This is a genomic window from Paenibacillus lutimineralis (assembly GCF_003991425.1).
GTDB lineage: Bacteria > Bacillota > Bacilli > Paenibacillales > Paenibacillaceae > Fontibacillus > Fontibacillus lutimineralis.
On sequence record NZ_CP034346.1, the window covers coordinates 6,163,350 to 6,180,910 of the forward strand.

Genomic DNA, 17,561 nt, shown 5'->3' on the forward strand with positions numbered 1-17,561 from the left:
GCCCCCTAAGATAGACATTTTTAAATTAAGTGAAATATTTCACTATATAGGTGAATTCTATCACAAACTTTTTTGGTATACAATACCTCCATTTCCTATTTGAAAAGTGAAAGCTCTGTGAACAACAAGAAACGACTATCTTCTGGATAGCCGTTTTTTTGCAGATATTTCAAATGGCATTTTACAACAAAAACATAGCGACAATTGTAGTCACCCCGAGCCCGATTAAGACAGGCTTCAAATTGCGCCGAGCCAGTTCAAATGGGCTTACTCCGCAAATTGCTGCAGCCGGAATTAATGCCCATGGAATCAATGTACCACCCCCAACCCAGATCGCGGCGACTTGCCCTAATGCGGTCAAGGTGGCTGCCCCTGTATGGGTCGCTGCGGCAAATAATTGCGCCACTGAACCCGCAAGTGAGATCCCAGAGAATCCAGATCCATCCAAACCGGTAATGGCTCCGATGATCGTCAACGTAATAGCACCTACAGCTCCGTTCAGAGGTACAACTCCTGCCAGCGCCACCCCGAGATCATTTACAATACCATGGGAAGCCTCGGGCAATACCTGACCGAATAATTCCGTAAATGCCGAGTCGCCCAGATAGAAGAAAGCTGCGATCGGGATGACCGGGCCGAATACTTTGAATCCGAACACAAAGCCATCGATCAGATATGAAGTTACCTTCTCCAATCCACGGTTGCGATGAGCCAGCAAAGTGACAACGATCAGGATGAATACAGCTGTTCCGCCAACCAGCGCTGTCGCATCTCCGCCCTGTAAATGGAGCAAGAACATCGCGAGAACGTCGATCAAGAACAGCAGAGGTATCGCAATCGCCAGTCCTTTCTTCACGTCAGGAGAGATAATTGCCTGCTCCTCTTCCTCCGCTGATAGCTTAGGAGTCAGATTCTTGCTCGTCACCAGCCCGTCACGCCACGTTCCACGTTTGATATCTCTGCGCATCATCCAGAATGCCGTAACGGTTGTGACCAGCCCCATCACGATAACGAGCGGGACACTCGCCTCCATCACGCTGGATACTGGCAGTCCAGCTGCGTCCGCCGTCAGCTTAGGCGCACCTTGAATAATATAGTCGCCCGATAGAGCAATACCGTGACCGAACAGGTTCATGGCCATGGCTGCTCCAAGTGCTGGCAGACCGACCCGAACAGCCACTGGCAGCAGAACCGCGCCGATGAGAGCGACTGCCGGTGAAGGCCAGAAGAACCAGGAGGTCACCATCATAATTAGACCGATACCCCAGAAGGCTACTGCAGGAGTGCGAATAAACCGCGTCAACGGTGCTATCATCGTTTCATTAATTCCCGTCCGCATTAGAACCTGGCTCATCGCTACGATGATGGAAATGATCATGATCGTTCCAAGCAGTTCCCTCGTCGCGTATACAAATGAATTAAAGACACCGGATACTGAGCCGCTGAGAGTCTCCGTGGCGATTAAGCCTAATACAAAGATGCCCGCTACGCAGATCATCGTCGTATCGCGGCGTCTGATCAACAGCGCCATAATCAATACAATGAAAGCCAAATACACATAATGGATTGCCGTTAAATGAATCCCCATTCCAGGCACACCCTTTCCCCGCTAACAAAGTGGTGCTATATGCTATGCATGGGCCTGGGCTTGTGTTCAAGTAGCGCTTTGGAATTCACCTTTGGAACACGTTATATGAAAATGGCTGTCCATAAGATCAAGATAGACGATAAGTTGCGAACGGTTCGCTGTAGCGGCTTCTCTGGCTTAAATTGCCCAGTGCCTCTACGAGCCCTGTATTTAGTTCAATCTCCAGGCTACGGAGATTCTCCCTCAGCTGCTCTGGACGGGTGGCGCCAACAATAACCGTGCTTACAACGGACTGGCTCATCAGCCAGGCTAGAGAAAGACTGCTAGGTGTATGTCCGTGTTCAGCCGCCAGCTTGCTCACTTGATCGGCGAGCGTCAACGTTCGTTCATTAATGAAGCGATTGAAGCTTGGGTCTTTATCCGCACGGGAATGTTCCGGAATTTTGTCTGACAAGCTGTACTTCCCACTAAGAATCCCACCTGCGAGTGGGAAATACGGAATAATGCCAACGCCCTGATCCAGGCATAGCGGTACCATCTCCTGCTCCGGGGTTCGATCGGCTAAAGAATAGCTAACCTGCAGGGATACGAAGCGGTTCAGCCCCTTCAGTTCACTGATGCCTAGTGCCTTCATCAGCTCCCACGCCGCATAGTTGGAAGCTCCGATGTAGCGAACTTTACCCGCACGCACCATATCGTCCAAAGTGCGCAGCGTCTCCTCAAGCGGAGTGTTCGGGTCAAAAGTATGGATCTGATACAGATCGATATAATCGGTATTGAGCCGCTTCAAGCTACCTTCTAGTTCCTGCTGCAAATGATACCGCGAGGAGCCGCGCTGGTTCGGCCCTTCCCCTCTTACCAATCCGGCCTTCGTAGCCAGAACGACATGCTGTCTTTTGCCGGCTAGAGCCTGTCCGATAATTCGTTCCGACTCTGTTCCAGCGTAGATATTCGCCGTATCTATGAAGTTAATGCCGTTGTCCAGCGCCTCCTCCATAATGCGAATTGAGGTGGATTCGTTGGCTCTTTTACCAAATGAATTTGTCCCAAGCCCGATCTCCGATACTTCAAGCCCGCTATTTCCGAGTCTACGATACTTCATACTACATCAGCCCCTTTACCCTATATTTAGCACAATAATATGATATGGCGATTTCATCCGCCTTTACCCACAGCTTAACATATCTACAATACGGTACCGTGACATGGTGAGCACCCGATAATATCAGGGGTTCTTATCCTTATAAATATCAGTTTGACTTTTAATTTATTATTGACATCCACCGCTTGGAACTATATTATTTATATCAGTCCGCGAATGATAATCATTATCATTTAAAACATATAAAGGGAGTTTAACGAAATGAAGAAAATTTTTCTACCTATAATGCTGCTCTGTGTCCTGCTGGTCAGCGCCTGTGGCAACCAAGCACCTAGTCAGAATGGCACAAAGGCAAATTCAAATACAACTGCTAACCAGACAGAGGGCGGTTCCAATGATACGATTACTTATCAATCGGAGGATGGTCCCATCGAAGTTCCAGCGAATCCGAAGCGCGTTATCGTGCTATCCTCTTATACCGGTGACGTTCTGGCCTTAGGTGTCAACCTGGTTGGCGTCGATTCCTGGTCCAAGATGAATCCAAACTTCAAGGATAAATTGGAGAACGCCGCTGAAGTGTCAGATGAGAATCTGGAGAAGATTATTGAGGTTAACCCGGACTTAATCATCGGCCTGTCCAACACTAAAAATTTGGATAAACTGAAGGAGATTGCTCCTACGGTTACCTATACCTATGGCAAGCTGGACTACTTAACACAGATCTTAGAGATCGGCAAACTGCTTAACAAAGAGAAAGAAGCTGAGGCCTGGGTCAACGACTTCAAGCAGCGTGCGGAAAAAGCAGGCGACGAGATCAGAGAGAAGATTGGCGAGAATGCAACGGTATCTGTATTCGAGAACTTCGACAAGCAAATTTATGTCTTCGGCGACAATTGGGCCCGGGGCACGGAAATTCTGTACCAAGCCATGAAGTTGAAAATGCCGGAAAAAGTGAAGGAAACCGCGTTGAAGGATGGATATTACGCGCTATCCCTGGAAGTATTGCCGGAATATGCCGGGGACTATATTATATTAAGTAAAAATAGTGAGACCGATAATTCCTTCTTGGACACGGATACGTATAAGAACATCCCGGCGGTCAAGAACGACCATGTCTTTGTAGCTGATGCGCAGAACTTCTACTTCAACGATGCGCTTACCTTGGATTATCAACTCGACTTCTTTATTAAGCACTTCCTTGGAAAGTAAGCCAATTCATAAGAAAATGAGAGACTAAACCAAATGATAAGATCAAATTCACGTTCCATATCATTCATATTCAAGCTGATAGCTGGATGCATATTATTAGTACTCATATTTGCTGTAGCTATGGCATTCGGAGCGGCCAACACACCGCTTCGAGATGTCTGGCTGGCCCTGACTTCCCACGCAAGTGGGGAGTCTATTTCCATCATCCGTGAAATCCGTCTGCCACGGGAGATTGGAGCTATGGTTGTGGGTGCTGCCTTGGCGATATCCGGTGCGATGATGCAGGGCATCACAAGGAACCCGCTCGCCGATCCCGGCTTGCTTGGTCTGACGTCAGGTGCCAATGCAGCCTTGGCCATCACATTGGCCTTCATCCCGGCGGCGAATTACTTCGGGATTATGATTGCCTGCTTCATCGGAGCTGCTCTGGGCGCTACATTCGTACTAGGCATCGGAGCCGTCAAGAAGGGCGGCTTGTCCCCGCTGCGCCTCGTACTTGCGGGCTCGGCTGTATCTGCCTTCCTGTATGCGATTGCTGAAGGTGTGGGAATCTACTTCAAGATCTCCAAGGATGTCTCGATGTGGACCTCGGGCGGAGTGATCGGTACAACCTGGGGGCAGCTTCAGGTCATCGTTCCTTTCATTACCGTCGGCATTATTCTGTCCCTGCTCTTCTCCAAGCAGCTTACCGTTATGAGCCTCAGCGAAGAGGTTGCTGTTGGCTTGGGGCAACGGACAGCGCTAATCAAAGTGCTAATGATTGTTCTTATCATCATTCTCGCCGGTGCCTCAGTTGCACTGGTAGGGAACCTGGCTTTTATCGGATTGATGGTGCCGCATTTGATCCGCGGTATTGTTGGAACCGACTACCGTTACATATTACCGATGTCCGGTATAGGCGGTGCGGCGTTCATGCTGATCGCTGATACGCTCGGCCGCACGATCAACGCTCCCTATGAAACACCGGTAGCCGCGATCGTCGCCATGATTGGCCTGCCATTCTTCTTGTATATCGTACGTAAAGGAGGTAAAGGCTTATCATGAACCAGCACATCGCAGCCAGAAAGCAGCGCCGGATCGTCGGCATCCTGGTTCTGCTCATTATTGCAACCATTATTATCGGCATGGGGATGGGCTATTCCTCATTGTCTTATAACCGCCTTCTACCAACTTTGTTCGGACAAGGAACGTTCAAGGAAGAATTCGTCTTATTCTCAGTTCGTCTGCCGCGTATTGTCATTACCATGCTCTCAGGGATGGCCCTAGCGCTGTCAGGAGCCATACTACAGAGCGTATCGCGCAATGATCTGGCAGACCCCGGAATTCTCGGCATTAACTCGGGGGCCGGCGTTGCCATTGCTGTCTTCTTCTTGTTCTTCCCGATTGATGCAGGCTCATTCATCTATTTACTACCTGTGGTCGCCTTTATCGGGGCCGTAATTACGGCCATCTTAATCTATGTCTTCTCATATAGCCGAACTGAAGGACTTCAGCCGACCCGCCTTATATTAACGGGCGTTGGGTTCGCCATGGCGCTATCCGGTATCATGATCGTACTGATCTCATCGGCAGAACGTTCTAAGGTAGACTTTATAGCCAAATGGATCGCCGGAAATGTATGGGGCACCGACTGGCCCTTTATCTTAGCGATGCTTCCTTGGCTGCTTATCCTCGTTCCGTTCACCTTCTATAAGGCGAATCGCATGAATCTCCTGACGCTGGATGAGCATGTCACCATCGGTGTCGGTGTGGCCGTGGAGAGAGAAAGGCTCGGCCTGCTGCTGGCAGCTGTTGCTTTGGCCGCCTCAGCAGTCTCTGTAACCGGAGGTATTTCCTTCGTCGGTCTAATGGCGCCGCATATCGCCAAAGCTCTGGTTGGCCCAAGGCACCAGCTCTTCCTGCCAGTCGCCGTATTAACTGGAGGATGGATGCTGCTGCTGGCGGATACGATTGGTCGTAATCTGGCCGATCCGAGCGGTATTCCCGTCGGGATTGTTATCTCCTTCATCGGCGCACCTTACTTCATATATCTGCTCCTGAAGAAATAATATCAACGGCATAGTTCATAATAAGGGCCTCATCACCACCACCAGTGGAGGATGAGGCCCTTCAACTTATCCGCACCAAAAAACCTGCAGAGCCCATAGGCCCTGCAGGCTGAACAGAAAACGATTAGCGTTCTGAAAGTCTCTATTGCTGATTCAGCTTAGCAAGTCTACCCTTCTCATCGGCCAGCATCTCTTCGGCCATTTCAACCCCTTGAGGCCCTAATGAACGGTTCACCTGCTGAATAGATTGTTCAGCATGATCAAGGCTGTTCTGCGCTTGCTCAACGGTCTGTTCATTGGGGTGGCTTAGCGCTTGAGATACGGCATTGTGCAGCTTGTTAACAGAATTTTGCGCACGAGCTACAGTGCTGTCTGCTTGCAGACTGGAATCGTAACGTTTCATGAATGAGATACTCTCCCTTCTGAAATGTCTCTGTTCCCCATTAGCATGTTGTAACTCAGTGCTTCTTATACCTTCCCCCGTGCGAACCGTATAACGTGCAGAAATTCAGCTTCTCAAGCGCCTACCCGAATATATCCCGATGTGCCTTCCTAGGTTTGCAGAACAATGGGAAAATCAAAGAGAACGCAAGCGCTGCAATAACCATAAGCGCACCCGCCATCCCCAATGTCATCAAATAGTAGACAAGATAGCAGATCGGCGTTAGCAGCACGAAGGCAGGTACAGCGAATAGAGTGGATAGCCAGTTCCTCGCCTCTTCCTCCATAAAGAAGAACAAATTTAGGCCAATAAGGCTGAAGACCAGCGGCCAAATGAATACATAGCTGCCTCCCGGTAGATAAATACTCGTTCCTACACATAACAGGAGCCATAACGTCAATGCACCCAACCATATATTTTCCGACCGGATAAATCGGGAACCTACCCTAACTATTAAAATAGCCAGCAGCAGCGTAACCAACAGCGACCCTGCCAAATAATACACGCTCACCTGTGGATCCATAAGAATTTGTTGATATCGTTCCTCCGATATCCTAGAGCGGAGCAGTCCCCATAGCAAGGTATTTATCCCATATATGACGACCAAAGTAAGCAAGCTCACGAACAATCCACCAACTAGCTCCGTCCATTGAACTCGGCGGGCATATATTCCATGCCATACGGTCGCAATGAACAGCAATACGGCAAAGCCAGTGAACCATGGTATCCAGGACTCCGGATAACTGATCATGCTCCAGCCGATGGTATTGAAGTAGACCCGATCCTGCTGCTGCACCTGATTTAAATCGAGATTACCAAAATGACGAGCCAGATTTAACATATAGTCGCCTTGGTGCTGCAAGCTGGACGGATCCAGATTAGCCGCTGTATCCAGCTCAGTGTGATAAGCATTCAAACCGACCCCGAAGGCAAAGTTCAAACCGGGCATTCCACCGTCCTTGAATTTCGTTAAATCTGTATCATTTGGCATCAATTTATACATGTTGTATATGAGTGAATAAGCTACCGGACTCGGAGCGGCCCTGGTAAACTCCCGAATGATCCACCCGTTCTGATCGCTGGTCTCGAACATAAATGAAGGGCCCTTATTGCCTCGCGCTTCGAAATTCAATACCAGGCCCACATCACCGGCCCACGGGTGCTCACTCACGAACGCCTTGGCTCCAAGCATTCCGTGCTCTTCACCGTCCGTCATGAGCAGAATCAGGTCATTCTTCAGAGGGCTAAATGCCTGCAGCGCCCTTGCTGTCTCAAGCATAGCGGCAACTCCTGAACCATCATCAGCCGCCCCTGGTGCTGTCGCAACGGAGTCATAATGGGCTGCCAACATGAGCGGCTTGCTCGAATCAGTTCCAGGAATGCGGACGACAATATTCTCGAGCTTACCTGAATATCGCTTGGACACTCCTGGCGCAACGTTAGCCTCCTGAATTTCCGGATGCAGACCGAGGATTTCCAGCTCCGCGATAATATAATCACGCACCTGTGCGTGCGCAGAAGAACCTGAAGGGTGTGGTTCTCTGGCAATCATCTCTACCTTCTCCATCGCCCGTGCAGATGAGAAAGATCCTGGCGGCGCGTCTATACCGACCGGACGCGGGGATCGAATCTGCAGCAGACCCGCCAATACAGCTGCGATTAGAATGACGGTTATTATGATTCGCTTTATCCATATCGCATATCTCGGGCCAGTACGGTGGCTTGTTCGAATCGGTGTTCCATAATAATTGGGCTTCACGGTGTCCCCCCTATAATCATCATAAATTTATTAGCATCGTTTATTTATTCTATGTTTGGGTTAAATTACCTTTACAAAATTCCCAAATATGACAAAAGCCGACGATGTCGAAATCGTCGGCTTCTTATGAATATTAATATTATTTCCAGGTAGCGACATCCTCCACTGGCAGGCGGACCGATTGGAACCCTTCCTCAGTGACCTTGCCTATTGAAACAATAACGACCGGATAATAGCGCTACGAATCCAAAACAACTTTAAGGAAGATATCTCACTCAGAACTTTCCCCTTAACAAAAGGGAATTTTCTGATACAATAATGAAAAACTATCAAGCGGGGGGAAATCATTCTATGCACTATAAAAGCACGAGAGGCCAAGTCGCTGGAATCGGCTTCATCGATGCCATCCTAATGGGTCTGGCTGACGACGGCGGCTTGCTTGTACCAGAACACATTCCGCAGGTGTCTGACGAGACGCTGAAGAACTGGCAGTCTCTTAGTTATGCGGAACTTGCTACCGAAGTATTCTCGCTCTTCGTGAATGACGAAATACCACGCCCTGATCTGGAGAAGCTGGTCCATGACAGCTACGGGACATTCCGCCATCCTGATGTAACGCCAGTCCGTAAACTTCGTGACGACCTTCATATTATGGAGCTGTTCCATGGCCCCACCTTTGCCTTCAAGGACGTTGCTCTGCAATTTCTAGGCAATCTGTACTCTTACGTATCCCGTAAGACCGGCTCGGTCATTCATATTCTAGGTGCAACTTCAGGCGATACAGGAGCATCAGCGATCGAAGGCGTTCGCGGCAAAGAAGGAATCCGCATCTGTATCCTGCATCCGCATCAGAAGGTAAGCAAGGTGCAAGAACTTCAGATGACAACGGTCGATGACGAGAATGTACTCAATCTGGCCGTAAATGGAACCTTCGACGATTGCCAACGGATCATCAAGGAACTATTCGCAGACGTAGACTTCAAACATCAATATCATCTGCGCGCGATCAATTCCATCAACATCGCTCGTATACTCGCGCAGACCGTTTATTATTTCTATGCCTATCTGCAGCTCGCGCAGCAAGGCATAACTGGCAAGCTGAATTTCAGTGTACCGACAGGTAATTTCGGCGACATCTTCGCCGGTTATTTGGCGCAGCGCATGGGCTTGCCCATCCATAAGCTCATCCTCGCTACGAATGAGAACAATATACTGGAACGCTTTGTGAACGAGGGAATCTATCAGCCAGGTGAATTCCGCGGTACTTATAGCCCTTCTATGGATATTCAGGTTGCCAGCAACTTCGAACGCTACCTATTCTATCTGTACGGGGAGAACGCATCAGAAATAGCTTCATTGATGGATCTGCTCAAAGCGGAAGGCAAAATTGTAATCCCTGAAGACAAGAAGACTGCCGTTAACGCAGAGTTTGCTGCACACGCTGTGGAAAACGACGAATGTCTCGCAGTCATTAGCAAATATTACGATGAGTACGACTATCTGCTCGATCCGCATACGGCCTGTGGAGTAGCAGCTTCTGATGAGCTTACGACGGCGGGCGAAGTGACAGTAACGCTGTCCACTGCGCACCCAGCCAAGTTCAACGAAGCTATTGCCCTATGCGAAATTAAGCAAACTTATCCTGAGCAAATTGAGGCGCTCTTCACCAAGCCGCAGCATCAGACCATCGTCGATGGGACGAACGAAGCGGTGCGAGATAAGCTCGTCCAATTTTTCTAGTTGCCACGTGGAACAATTAAAAAATGGCCATCCCCCCGGGATTGGCCATTTTTATTTTTAAACTGTAAGCTTATTGGGGTTCAGCATTAAAGCCCCTTGATCATCTTAACGGCAGACTCCAGAGCATGAATGACGCTATCACACCATACATCGAACTCCGGATCTTCCACTTGAAATTCCGGATGCGCCATAATATGCTCTACTGTCCGTTTAATCCCCTGATCCAGGCGCGTGGTGGCCACGAATTCTGGAACGAGCCGCTTCAGCTTGGAGTTATCGAAGACCACAGAGTTAGCCTTATCCCCCAACAAGCCCCCACGGAAATCCTCATCACTGCTAGCATCAAGGAATTCCGACGATACATGTACCGCATGCAGCTTGACCCCGAGGGCGTCAGCGATGATCTCGTAGATTTGATTCCAGGTTACCGTCTCATCGGAAGTAATATGAACGGCTTCCCCAATCGCGTGAATATTGCCCATCAATCCAATGAAGCCTTTGGCAAAATCGCTGTTATGTGTCATTGTCCACAGAGAGGTACCGTCCCCATGAATAATAACTGGTTTGTTCTCCAGCATCCGCTTCGCCACTTGCCAGCTTCCCTTGCTTCCGTGGACACCGAGTGGGATCGAACGCTCATCATACGTATGGCTTGGCCTTACAAGTGTAATCGGGAAGCCATGGTCCCGGTACTGCTTCATTAGATATTCCTCGCAAGCTATCTTATTCCGGGAATATTCCCAGTATGGATTGGATAGCGGGGTTCCTTCTGTAATTCTATAATCCGATAACGGAGTCTGGTAAGCAGAAGCCGAGCTGATGAACATATACTGCTTGGTTTTATCTTTAAACAGTCGATAATCCCGTTCAACATGCTCAGGATGAAATGCGATAAACTGTGCCACTACGTCGAATTGCAAACCTTGAATCAATTCCGCAACCTTGGCCTCATCGTTAATATCGGCTTGGATGATTTTCGCTCCAGCTGGCATAGAATCGTTACGTGTTCCTCTGTTCAACAGATAGAGCTCGCAACCCTTGTCCAATAACTGTCTGGTAATCTCCGAACTGATCGTACCTGTTCCTCCGATAAATAGCGCCTTCATATTCCACCTCCGTAAAAATATAAACTCTCTATTCCTGTCAATGCAGGGCATTACAGCTCTAACGATAGCACCAGTCCCTTGGGTTTACAAATCCAATCCACAACACGAAGACTGATCGGTGTCAGTTTGTATCAGTTCAATATGGTTGACAGAATAAGGAAGAGGGATTAATATATTCATTGAAATATTATTCAATGAATATATTTTCAACGAAAGGTGACCCATCATGAATAAACGTACCCAACATAAAGAACAGCGCAGGACAGATATTCTCCACGCCGGATTAAACTTATTTATTCGGAAGGGCTACGGCTCAACCAAGATAGCCGATATTGCTGAGGAAGCAAATATGAGCATGGGGCTGCTGTTCCATTATTTCGCTTCCAAAGAGAAACTGTATGAGGAACTGATTCGTCTTGGCTGCGCGGGAACGCAATTAGAGCTCGATAATACCGATGTATGCCCATTACAAACATTGAAGACCGCGGCGGACGAAATACTAAAAAATCTTAAAGAGAACCCCACCTATGCGAAGATGTTCGTTCTCATGGAACATGCCCAGAACAATGACATCATACCGGAAGCGGCTAAAGCCATGCTGTCTCAAGTAAACATCATCCAAAGCAGCATCCCTCTTATTTCTGAAGGACAGAAGCTAGGCGAAATCCGTGAAGGTAGCCCCTGGGCATTATCGGTTGCCTTCTGGTGTTCTCTCCAAGGTATCGCCGAGGAATTAGCACTCCATCCCGAAACCCCATGCCCTGAGGCGGATTGGCTGATCGATATTCTCAAAAATCAAAGTTGAATGAGGTATTGTCCATGGGAAAGAAAAAAACAAAAAAAGTGATTCTATCTGCATTGATCCTATGCGTATGCATTGCCCTTGTCGGATTACTGGTTAAGCAGGCGATGTGGAGAGAGAAAAGCACAAATCAAAGACTGGACATTATATTCAATAATACACTGGATCATAAAAAGGTATTTGATATGATGGTCAATGTAGAGTCTGGTGATGGGAGCTTCTCCTATATCCGTTCAGCTGGCCAGATGAAGGATGACACTCCTTTTGCTATTGCCAGCATTACAAAGATGTTTACCACTGCGGTTATTTTCAATTTAGTGGATTCTGGCCAGCTCTCCTTCAATGATAAGCTGGATCAATTCTTTGATCCCAATCTGATCGCCGGACTGCATGTTTACAAAGAGAGTGACCGGACCGGTAACATTACGATAGAGCAATTAATATCTCAAACCTCCGGGCTACCTGACTATTACACAGAAAAAGGTCATAATGGTACTTCCTTTGAAGCAGAGATACTCAAGAAAGATACCTCAATTGATTTTGAACAAATTTTATCCCGAAGCAAGCAATTGGAAGCACATTTCATTAATGGGGATGAGGGCAAAGCCTATTACTCCGATCTCAACTTTGAACTATTAGGAAGAATTGCGGAGCAGGTGACCGGCGAACCATTGGAGGACCTGTACAAAAAATACATCATCAAACCGCTTAATCTGAAGTCTACCTATTTAAGCAAGCCCGATAGCCTTTTCGTTCCGATCCATATTGGCAAAGAGCCGGTTCATCGTCCAATGGCAATTTCAAGCCAAGGGGCTTCCGGCGGCATGATATCTAATTCAACGGATTTAATGAAGTTCTTGAAGGCGTTCTTCCATGGCGAGCTATTCTCACCTGCCAATATTACCAATGTAAATTGGAACAAAATCCAGTACTTCCCGCTGCAATACGGTAAGGGGATGATGCGTGTCAAAATGTCCCGGCTTATGTCGCCGTTCTTCCCAGCACCCGAAATACTCGGTCATTCTGGCTCGTCAGGCAGCTTCGCTTTCTACTGTCCATCCAGGGACCTCTTCATTGTCGGGACAATGAACCAGACTGAGAAGAATCCTTTCCAGCTTATATATCAAATGTTAGATAGTGTTGATTGAATTCGATCCGCCCCCTACTTCGCTTCTACTATTCTGCTATAATATCGACAAATACAATTCGCATAAAACTCTTGGTGGTGGACAATTTGTTCAAGATCATGCTAATAGAAGACGACGCGAGTCTCTTCAGTGAAATAAGAGACCGGTTATCACAATGGTCCTATGACATCCATGGGATCAGCGATTTCAGCAATGTGATGCAGGAATTCACGGCGGTGAAACCTGACCTCGTCATTATCGATATCCAACTGCCCAAATTCGATGGCTTTCATTGGTGCCGGATGATTCGAGCACATTCGAGTGTGCCGATTATTTTCCTATCCTCACGCGATCATCCGACCGATATGGTGATGTCCATGCAGCTTGGTGCCGACGACTTCGTGCAGAAGCCATTCCACTTCGACGTCCTAATCGCGAAGATTCAGGCGACACTGCGCCGCGCATACGACTATAACACGGAAGCGATCTCTCTAAAAACCTGGTGCGGGGCCGCTGTCGATTACGAGAAGAATACCATAACCAATGAGCGAGGATGTATCGAACTAACCAAGAACGAGATCTTCATTCTCAAGCAGCTGTTGGAACAGAAGAACAAGATTATAACTCGGGAAGAGTTGATCCGGAATCTATGGAATGATGAACGCTTTATTAGTGACAACACCCTTACCGTGAATGTGAATCGCCTGCGCAAGAAGCTGGAGACGATCGATTTGGGCCGAATGATCGAGACCAAGGTTGGACAAGGCTATATCGCGATTGAAGAAGGGACTCTGTAAATGATCAGAAAATTCCTGATAGAGCGCCACAGCTGGATTATCCTGTTCCTCTGCCTGCAGCTCCTAACCTTATCCATGGCTTATTTGGATCAGGATATTCCTATTGGCCCCCTGCTCTATGTCGCCTTCATATCAGCGATCATCTTTGTCATTTTCCTGGCGATTCGCTATTCAAGAGAGACTCGCTTCTACAGGAGCTTGGAAGAGTGGGATCCTCATCTCGATCTAACTGAATTATCGCCGGGCAGCAGCCCATTCGAGCAGATCGTACAGACCCATCTCTATGACCAGACGAAGCGGCTTAGGCAGGAAGCCGCCCTGAATCGCAGCATGCTGGAGGCGGAGAAGGATGAACTGCTATCCTGGATTCATGATGTGAAGACGCCCCTAACCGCGATGCAGCTCATGATAGAGCGTCTGGATGATCCTACTGCCCAAGAGCAACTCACTTATGAGTGGCTGCGCATCCACCTCCTGCTCGACCGTCAGTTGCATCAGAAGCGTATTCCTTTTATGGAGAATGACCTGTTCATTGAACAAGTGGAGCTTCATTCCCTGCTATCCCAGGAGATTCGCACGCTCCGACCATGGTGTATGCGCCGCGGGATCGGCTTCGATGTAGATCTTGAGATAAGAGAGGTGTTGTGCGATGCCAAATGGCTCGCCTTCATCGTCAGACAACTCCTCACCAATGCCGTAAAATATAGTGAGAACGCAGATATCGTCATTACAAGTTACCTTCATTTAGAGCACCCGGTTCTTGAAATCAGGGATAACGGACGGGGCATCGATCCCAAGGATCTGCCACGCATATTCGACAAGGGCTTCACTTCAACCTTGGTGCATAATGATCCGAAAGCGACCGGCATGGGCCTTTACCTTGCTAGAAGAGCGGCTCAGCCAATGCATATTCGGATCAAAGCCAGCTCACAACCTACCGAAGGCACTAGTATGAAGTTGATCTTCCCGACCAAGAACGAGTTCGTACAGATTAGAGGGATGTGACAACAATGTCACATGCCTCTATCTTTTGTTCGGTGAATCGAAGGATCGGTGCGGACACCTCGCCTTATAATGGAGCTACCAAGTGAAGGAGTGTGGGGTAATGAATATTCTTGAAGCAACTAAAATTCATAAAAGCTACGGCAATAAATTCAATAGACAAGAAGTATTAAAGGGAATTGATATGGCGATCGGACAAGGGGAGTTCGTCAGTATTATGGGCGCCTCCGGTTCGGGGAAGACGACCCTGCTGAATGTGCTGTCCTCGATCGACAAGGTCAGCGAGGGTAGCGTCATCATTAATGGTCAGGAGATGACCACGCTTCGAGAGAAGCAATTAGCGGAGTTCCGCAAGCAGCATCTCGGCTTTATTTTTCAGGATTATAATCTGCTCGATACGTTGACTGCCAAAGAGAACATTCTGCTCCCGCTATCGATTACAGGGGTCACAAAAAAAGCAGCGAACGAGAAGTTCCAGGCACTAGCAAATGAGCTGGGGATATATGATATCAAGGATAAGTACCCTAATGAAATCTCAGGGGGACAGAAGCAGCGGACGTCGGCCGCCCGGGCGTTCATTCATGAACCGAGCGTTATTTTTGCAGATGAGCCGACCGGGGCCCTCGATTCAAAATCGGCCTCCGATCTATTGAACAAGTTGAGTCAATTGAATCAGCAGCGTCAAGCCACCATTCTGATGGTCACCCATGATCCAGTTGCGGCCAGCTATTGCAGCAGGGTCATCTTCATCAAGGATGGGCGGATCTACACCCAGCTTCATCGCGGGAACGAGTCGAGACAGGCCTTCTTCAAGGATATTATGAAGACCCAAGGGGTTCTGGGAGGGGTACAGGATGAACAAGCTGAGTATTAATTACATCATCGCCCGTAACTTCCGGAAAAACATCAAAAACTATTATTTATATGTCTTTGCTCTCGTCTTCAGCGTGGCGCTCTATTTCGCCTTCGTCACCTTACAGTTCGACCCGGCGCTTGAGGAGATCAAGGGTAGCATTAAGGGAGAAGCAGCCATCAAGGCAGGCTCCGTTCTGTTGATTGCTATCGTGACCGTCTTTCTGCTCTATGCCAATAAATTGTTCATCAAGAGACGAAGCAAGGAAATCGGTCTGTATCAATTGACCGGCCTGACCAAGCAGAGGATCTTCCGTATTCTATCCGCCGAAAATTCTATCCTCTATTGCGGTTCCCTGGTGATCGGTATCTTTATCGGGTTCTCCTTCTCCAGGCTCGTTGCGATGGTCCTATTCAAAATTACGAACGTGAAGACCTCTACAACACTGCAGTTCTCTACGAATGCACTTATTCAGACGGTAATTGTTTTTCTGATCATTTTCTTACTTATACTGCTGATGAATTATATATATATCCAACGACAGAGCATCCTATCTCTGTTCAGAGTACAATCCTCCACAGAGGAGACAGTGAAGCGTGTTACACTGAATGAGATGGTTGTTGGTCTGTTCGGGATCGCTTTGATTCTAACCGGGTACTACATCTCCACCAGATTGTTCTCCGGTCACTTCAACAGTGTCAATCAGCTTGTGCTGGCTATGATTACGATTCTGGGCTCGGTCATCCTCGGTACCTATTTATTCTACCGTGGTTCCGTCCGCTTCATCTTCTATCTAATTCGCAGACAGAAGGGTGGATATCTGAACATCCGCGAGGTGCTGTCCCTTTCTTCGATCATGTTCCGCATGAAATCGAACGCGATCCTGCTTACCGTCATCACAACGGTATCAGCGCTGGCAATCGGTCTGTTGTCCCTCTCCTACATCTCTTATTATTCTGCAGAGAAGATGGCGAAGAGTGATTCTCCAGCTGATTTCTCCATCGTAAACGAACAAGATGCGGAGCAGTTCAAGCAGAGCTTATCAGACCAAGGCATTGGTTACAAAGAAACCAGGATCGATGTGATTCGTAGCATCGCCGATCTCAGTCAAATCATTGACATCTCTATGGACAACGTTATTCTTAAACCAGATCAGGCAGAGGTGTCCGTAGTAAGCGCCAAAGACGTGGAGAATGTCCAGCTTGCCGAAGATGAGATGTTGATGGCAGGCTTCAGCGATATGCTCAAGTCCATGTTCTCCTATAAAGGATCTGGGCCTGTTCAATTTCACGGGCTGCAAAAGACCATTTCCCAACAACTGGTTGGCTTAAAAAAGGAATCAATCGTCTCCTGGCCGTTCGCACACGGAAGAATGCCGATTGCCATCGTCTCGGATGCCACCTTTGAACAATTGAAGCAGGATCTTGATCCGCAGCTTCAGGCGAAATTTACTACCTATTTTGGCATCGATATTACGAACCGGAAACAGCTTGAAGAAGCGGACAAAATCTTTCAAACTCTGCCGCCCGGAGATGAACGATTCAGTAATCAGTCCCAACTTGAGTCAACTAATGAGCAGAAACAGATGATGGGGTTGATTATGTTCATCGTTGGCTTCCTCGGCCTGACCTTCCTCATCACGTCCGGCTGCATTCTTTATTTCAAGCAGATGGATGAAGGTGAAGAAGAGAAGCCAAGCTTCACAATTCTGCGCAAGCTTGGCTTCACCCAAGGGGATCTATTAAGCGGAGTACAGATCAAGCAGCTATTCAACTTCGGCATTCCGCTTATCATCGGCCTGTCGCACAGCTACTTCGCCGTCAAATCCGGCTGGTTCATGTTCGGAACTGAGCTGTGGACGCCGATGTTCCTGGTCATGCTGCTGTACACCGCGCTCTACTCCATCTTCGGTATCCTATCGGTCATCTATTATAAGAAAATCATTCGTACGGCCCTGTAAACACAGGGCCTCTTCTCTATCTGCGA

At 48.1% G+C, this 17,561-nt stretch carries 15 protein-coding genes; 10 read left to right on the top strand and 5 right to left on the bottom strand.

The genetic code is table 11. The annotated features are described in order from the left end of the window. Positions 1 to 181 precede the first annotated feature (181 nt). Positions 182 to 1,588, bottom strand: coding sequence for a hypothetical protein (locus EI981_RS27420; protein WP_127003687.1), 1,407 nt, complete (start codon positions 1,586 to 1,588; stop codon positions 182 to 184). Positions 1,589 to 1,715: 127 nt separating this feature from the next. Then, positions 1,716 to 2,690: an aldo/keto reductase gene (locus EI981_RS27425; protein WP_127003689.1), complete on the bottom strand. Its 975-nt coding sequence runs from the start codon at positions 2,688 to 2,690 to the stop codon at positions 1,716 to 1,718. Positions 2,691 to 2,951: 261 nt separating this feature from the next. On the opposite strand from EI981_RS27425, the gene EI981_RS27430 reads away from it, so the two are divergent. From EI981_RS27430 to EI981_RS27440, 3 genes are read left to right on the top strand one after another with little or no spacing between them, the layout of a single operon-like run. Continuing rightward, entirely contained in the window at positions 2,952 to 3,899 is a 948-nt protein-coding gene (locus EI981_RS27430) for an iron-hydroxamate ABC transporter substrate-binding protein (protein ID WP_127003691.1), read from the top strand. A 33-nt stretch (positions 3,900 to 3,932) separates the two neighbouring features. Then, positions 3,933 to 4,943 (top strand): FecCD family ABC transporter permease, encoded by a 1,011-nt coding sequence (locus EI981_RS27435; RefSeq protein WP_127003693.1) that lies wholly within the window; start codon positions 3,933 to 3,935, stop codon positions 4,941 to 4,943. Continuing rightward, a complete protein-coding gene (locus tag EI981_RS27440) occupies positions 4,940 to 5,947 on the top strand; it encodes a FecCD family ABC transporter permease (protein WP_127003695.1) in 1,008 nt (335 codons plus the stop codon). Before EI981_RS27435 ends, EI981_RS27440 begins: the two co-directional genes overlap by 4 nt. A 142-nt stretch (positions 5,948 to 6,089) precedes the next feature. On the opposite strand, the gene EI981_RS27445 is transcribed toward EI981_RS27440, so the two are convergent. Further along, a complete protein-coding gene (locus tag EI981_RS27445) occupies positions 6,090 to 6,350 on the bottom strand; it encodes a hypothetical protein (RefSeq protein WP_127003697.1) in 261 nt (86 codons plus the stop codon). Between the two features lie 121 nt (positions 6,351 to 6,471). Next, positions 6,472 to 8,148, bottom strand: coding sequence for a M20/M25/M40 family metallo-hydrolase (locus tag EI981_RS27450; RefSeq protein ID WP_127003699.1), 1,677 nt, complete (start codon positions 8,146 to 8,148; stop codon positions 6,472 to 6,474). 351 nt (positions 8,149 to 8,499) lie between these two features. Here EI981_RS27450 and thrC point away from each other — a divergent pair, with 351 nt between their 5' ends. Then, complete coding sequence (gene thrC, locus EI981_RS27455; protein ID WP_127003701.1) at positions 8,500 to 9,888, top strand: threonine synthase; 1,389 nt, start codon at positions 8,500 to 8,502, stop codon at positions 9,886 to 9,888. Positions 9,889 to 9,974: 86 nt separating this feature from the next. On the opposite strand, the gene EI981_RS27460 is transcribed toward thrC, so the two are convergent. Then, positions 9,975 to 10,994 carry an SDR family oxidoreductase gene (locus tag EI981_RS27460; RefSeq protein WP_127003703.1) on the bottom strand — a complete coding sequence of 340 codons (1,020 nt, stop codon included), beginning with the start codon at positions 10,992 to 10,994 and terminating at the stop codon, positions 9,975 to 9,977. Between the two features lie 226 nt (positions 10,995 to 11,220). Here EI981_RS27460 and EI981_RS27465 point away from each other — a divergent pair, with 226 nt between their 5' ends. The 6 genes from EI981_RS27465 (at position 11,221) to EI981_RS27490 (ending at position 17,535) form a co-directional block, all read left to right on the top strand. After that, entirely contained in the window at positions 11,221 to 11,799 is a 579-nt protein-coding gene (locus EI981_RS27465) for a TetR/AcrR family transcriptional regulator (RefSeq protein ID WP_127003705.1), read from the top strand. Between the two features lie 14 nt (positions 11,800 to 11,813). Then, complete coding sequence (locus EI981_RS27470; RefSeq protein WP_127003707.1) at positions 11,814 to 12,944, top strand: serine hydrolase domain-containing protein; 1,131 nt, start codon at positions 11,814 to 11,816, stop codon at positions 12,942 to 12,944. Between the two features lie 86 nt (positions 12,945 to 13,030). After that, on the top strand, positions 13,031 to 13,720 hold the full coding sequence (locus EI981_RS27475; protein WP_127003709.1) for a response regulator transcription factor: 690 nt from the start codon (positions 13,031 to 13,033) through the stop codon (positions 13,718 to 13,720). Continuing rightward, on the top strand, positions 13,721 to 14,725 hold the full coding sequence (locus EI981_RS27480; protein ID WP_127003711.1) for a sensor histidine kinase: 1,005 nt from the start codon (positions 13,721 to 13,723) through the stop codon (positions 14,723 to 14,725). 100 nt (positions 14,726 to 14,825) lie between these two features. Next, complete coding sequence (locus EI981_RS27485) at positions 14,826 to 15,596, top strand: ABC transporter ATP-binding protein (RefSeq protein WP_127003713.1); 771 nt, start codon at positions 14,826 to 14,828, stop codon at positions 15,594 to 15,596. Beyond that, entirely contained in the window at positions 15,586 to 17,535 is a 1,950-nt protein-coding gene (locus EI981_RS27490) for an ABC transporter permease (RefSeq protein ID WP_127005067.1), read from the top strand. The genes EI981_RS27485 and EI981_RS27490 overlap by 11 nt, the downstream gene beginning before the upstream one ends. Positions 17,536 to 17,561 lie beyond the last annotated feature (26 nt).

Bases quoted from the DNA above. Each gene is read 5' to 3' on its own strand.
- EI981_RS27465 (WP_127003705.1), top strand. From the start codon at position 11,221: ATGAATAAACGTACCCAACATAAAGAACAGCGCAGGACAGATATTCTC.
- EI981_RS27445 (WP_127003697.1), bottom strand. From the start codon at position 6,350: ATGAAACGTTACGATTCCAGTCTGCAAGCAGACAGCACTGTAGCTCGT.
- EI981_RS27460 (WP_127003703.1), bottom strand. From the start codon at position 10,994: ATGAAGGCGCTATTTATCGGAGGAACAGGTACGATCAGTTCGGAGATT.
- EI981_RS27470 (WP_127003707.1), top strand. From the start codon at position 11,814: ATGGGAAAGAAAAAAACAAAAAAAGTGATTCTATCTGCATTGATCCTA.
- EI981_RS27440 (WP_127003695.1), top strand. From the start codon at position 4,940: ATGAACCAGCACATCGCAGCCAGAAAGCAGCGCCGGATCGTCGGCATC.
- EI981_RS27420 (WP_127003687.1), bottom strand. From the start codon at position 1,588: ATGGGGATTCATTTAACGGCAATCCATTATGTGTATTTGGCTTTCATT.
- EI981_RS27430 (WP_127003691.1), top strand. From the start codon at position 2,952: ATGAAGAAAATTTTTCTACCTATAATGCTGCTCTGTGTCCTGCTGGTC.
- thrC (WP_127003701.1), top strand. From the start codon at position 8,500: ATGCACTATAAAAGCACGAGAGGCCAAGTCGCTGGAATCGGCTTCATC.
- EI981_RS27425 (WP_127003689.1), bottom strand. From the start codon at position 2,690: ATGAAGTATCGTAGACTCGGAAATAGCGGGCTTGAAGTATCGGAGATC.
- EI981_RS27485 (WP_127003713.1), top strand. From the start codon at position 14,826: ATGAATATTCTTGAAGCAACTAAAATTCATAAAAGCTACGGCAATAAA.
- EI981_RS27480 (WP_127003711.1), top strand. From the start codon at position 13,721: ATGATCAGAAAATTCCTGATAGAGCGCCACAGCTGGATTATCCTGTTC.
- EI981_RS27435 (WP_127003693.1), top strand. From the start codon at position 3,933: ATGATAAGATCAAATTCACGTTCCATATCATTCATATTCAAGCTGATA.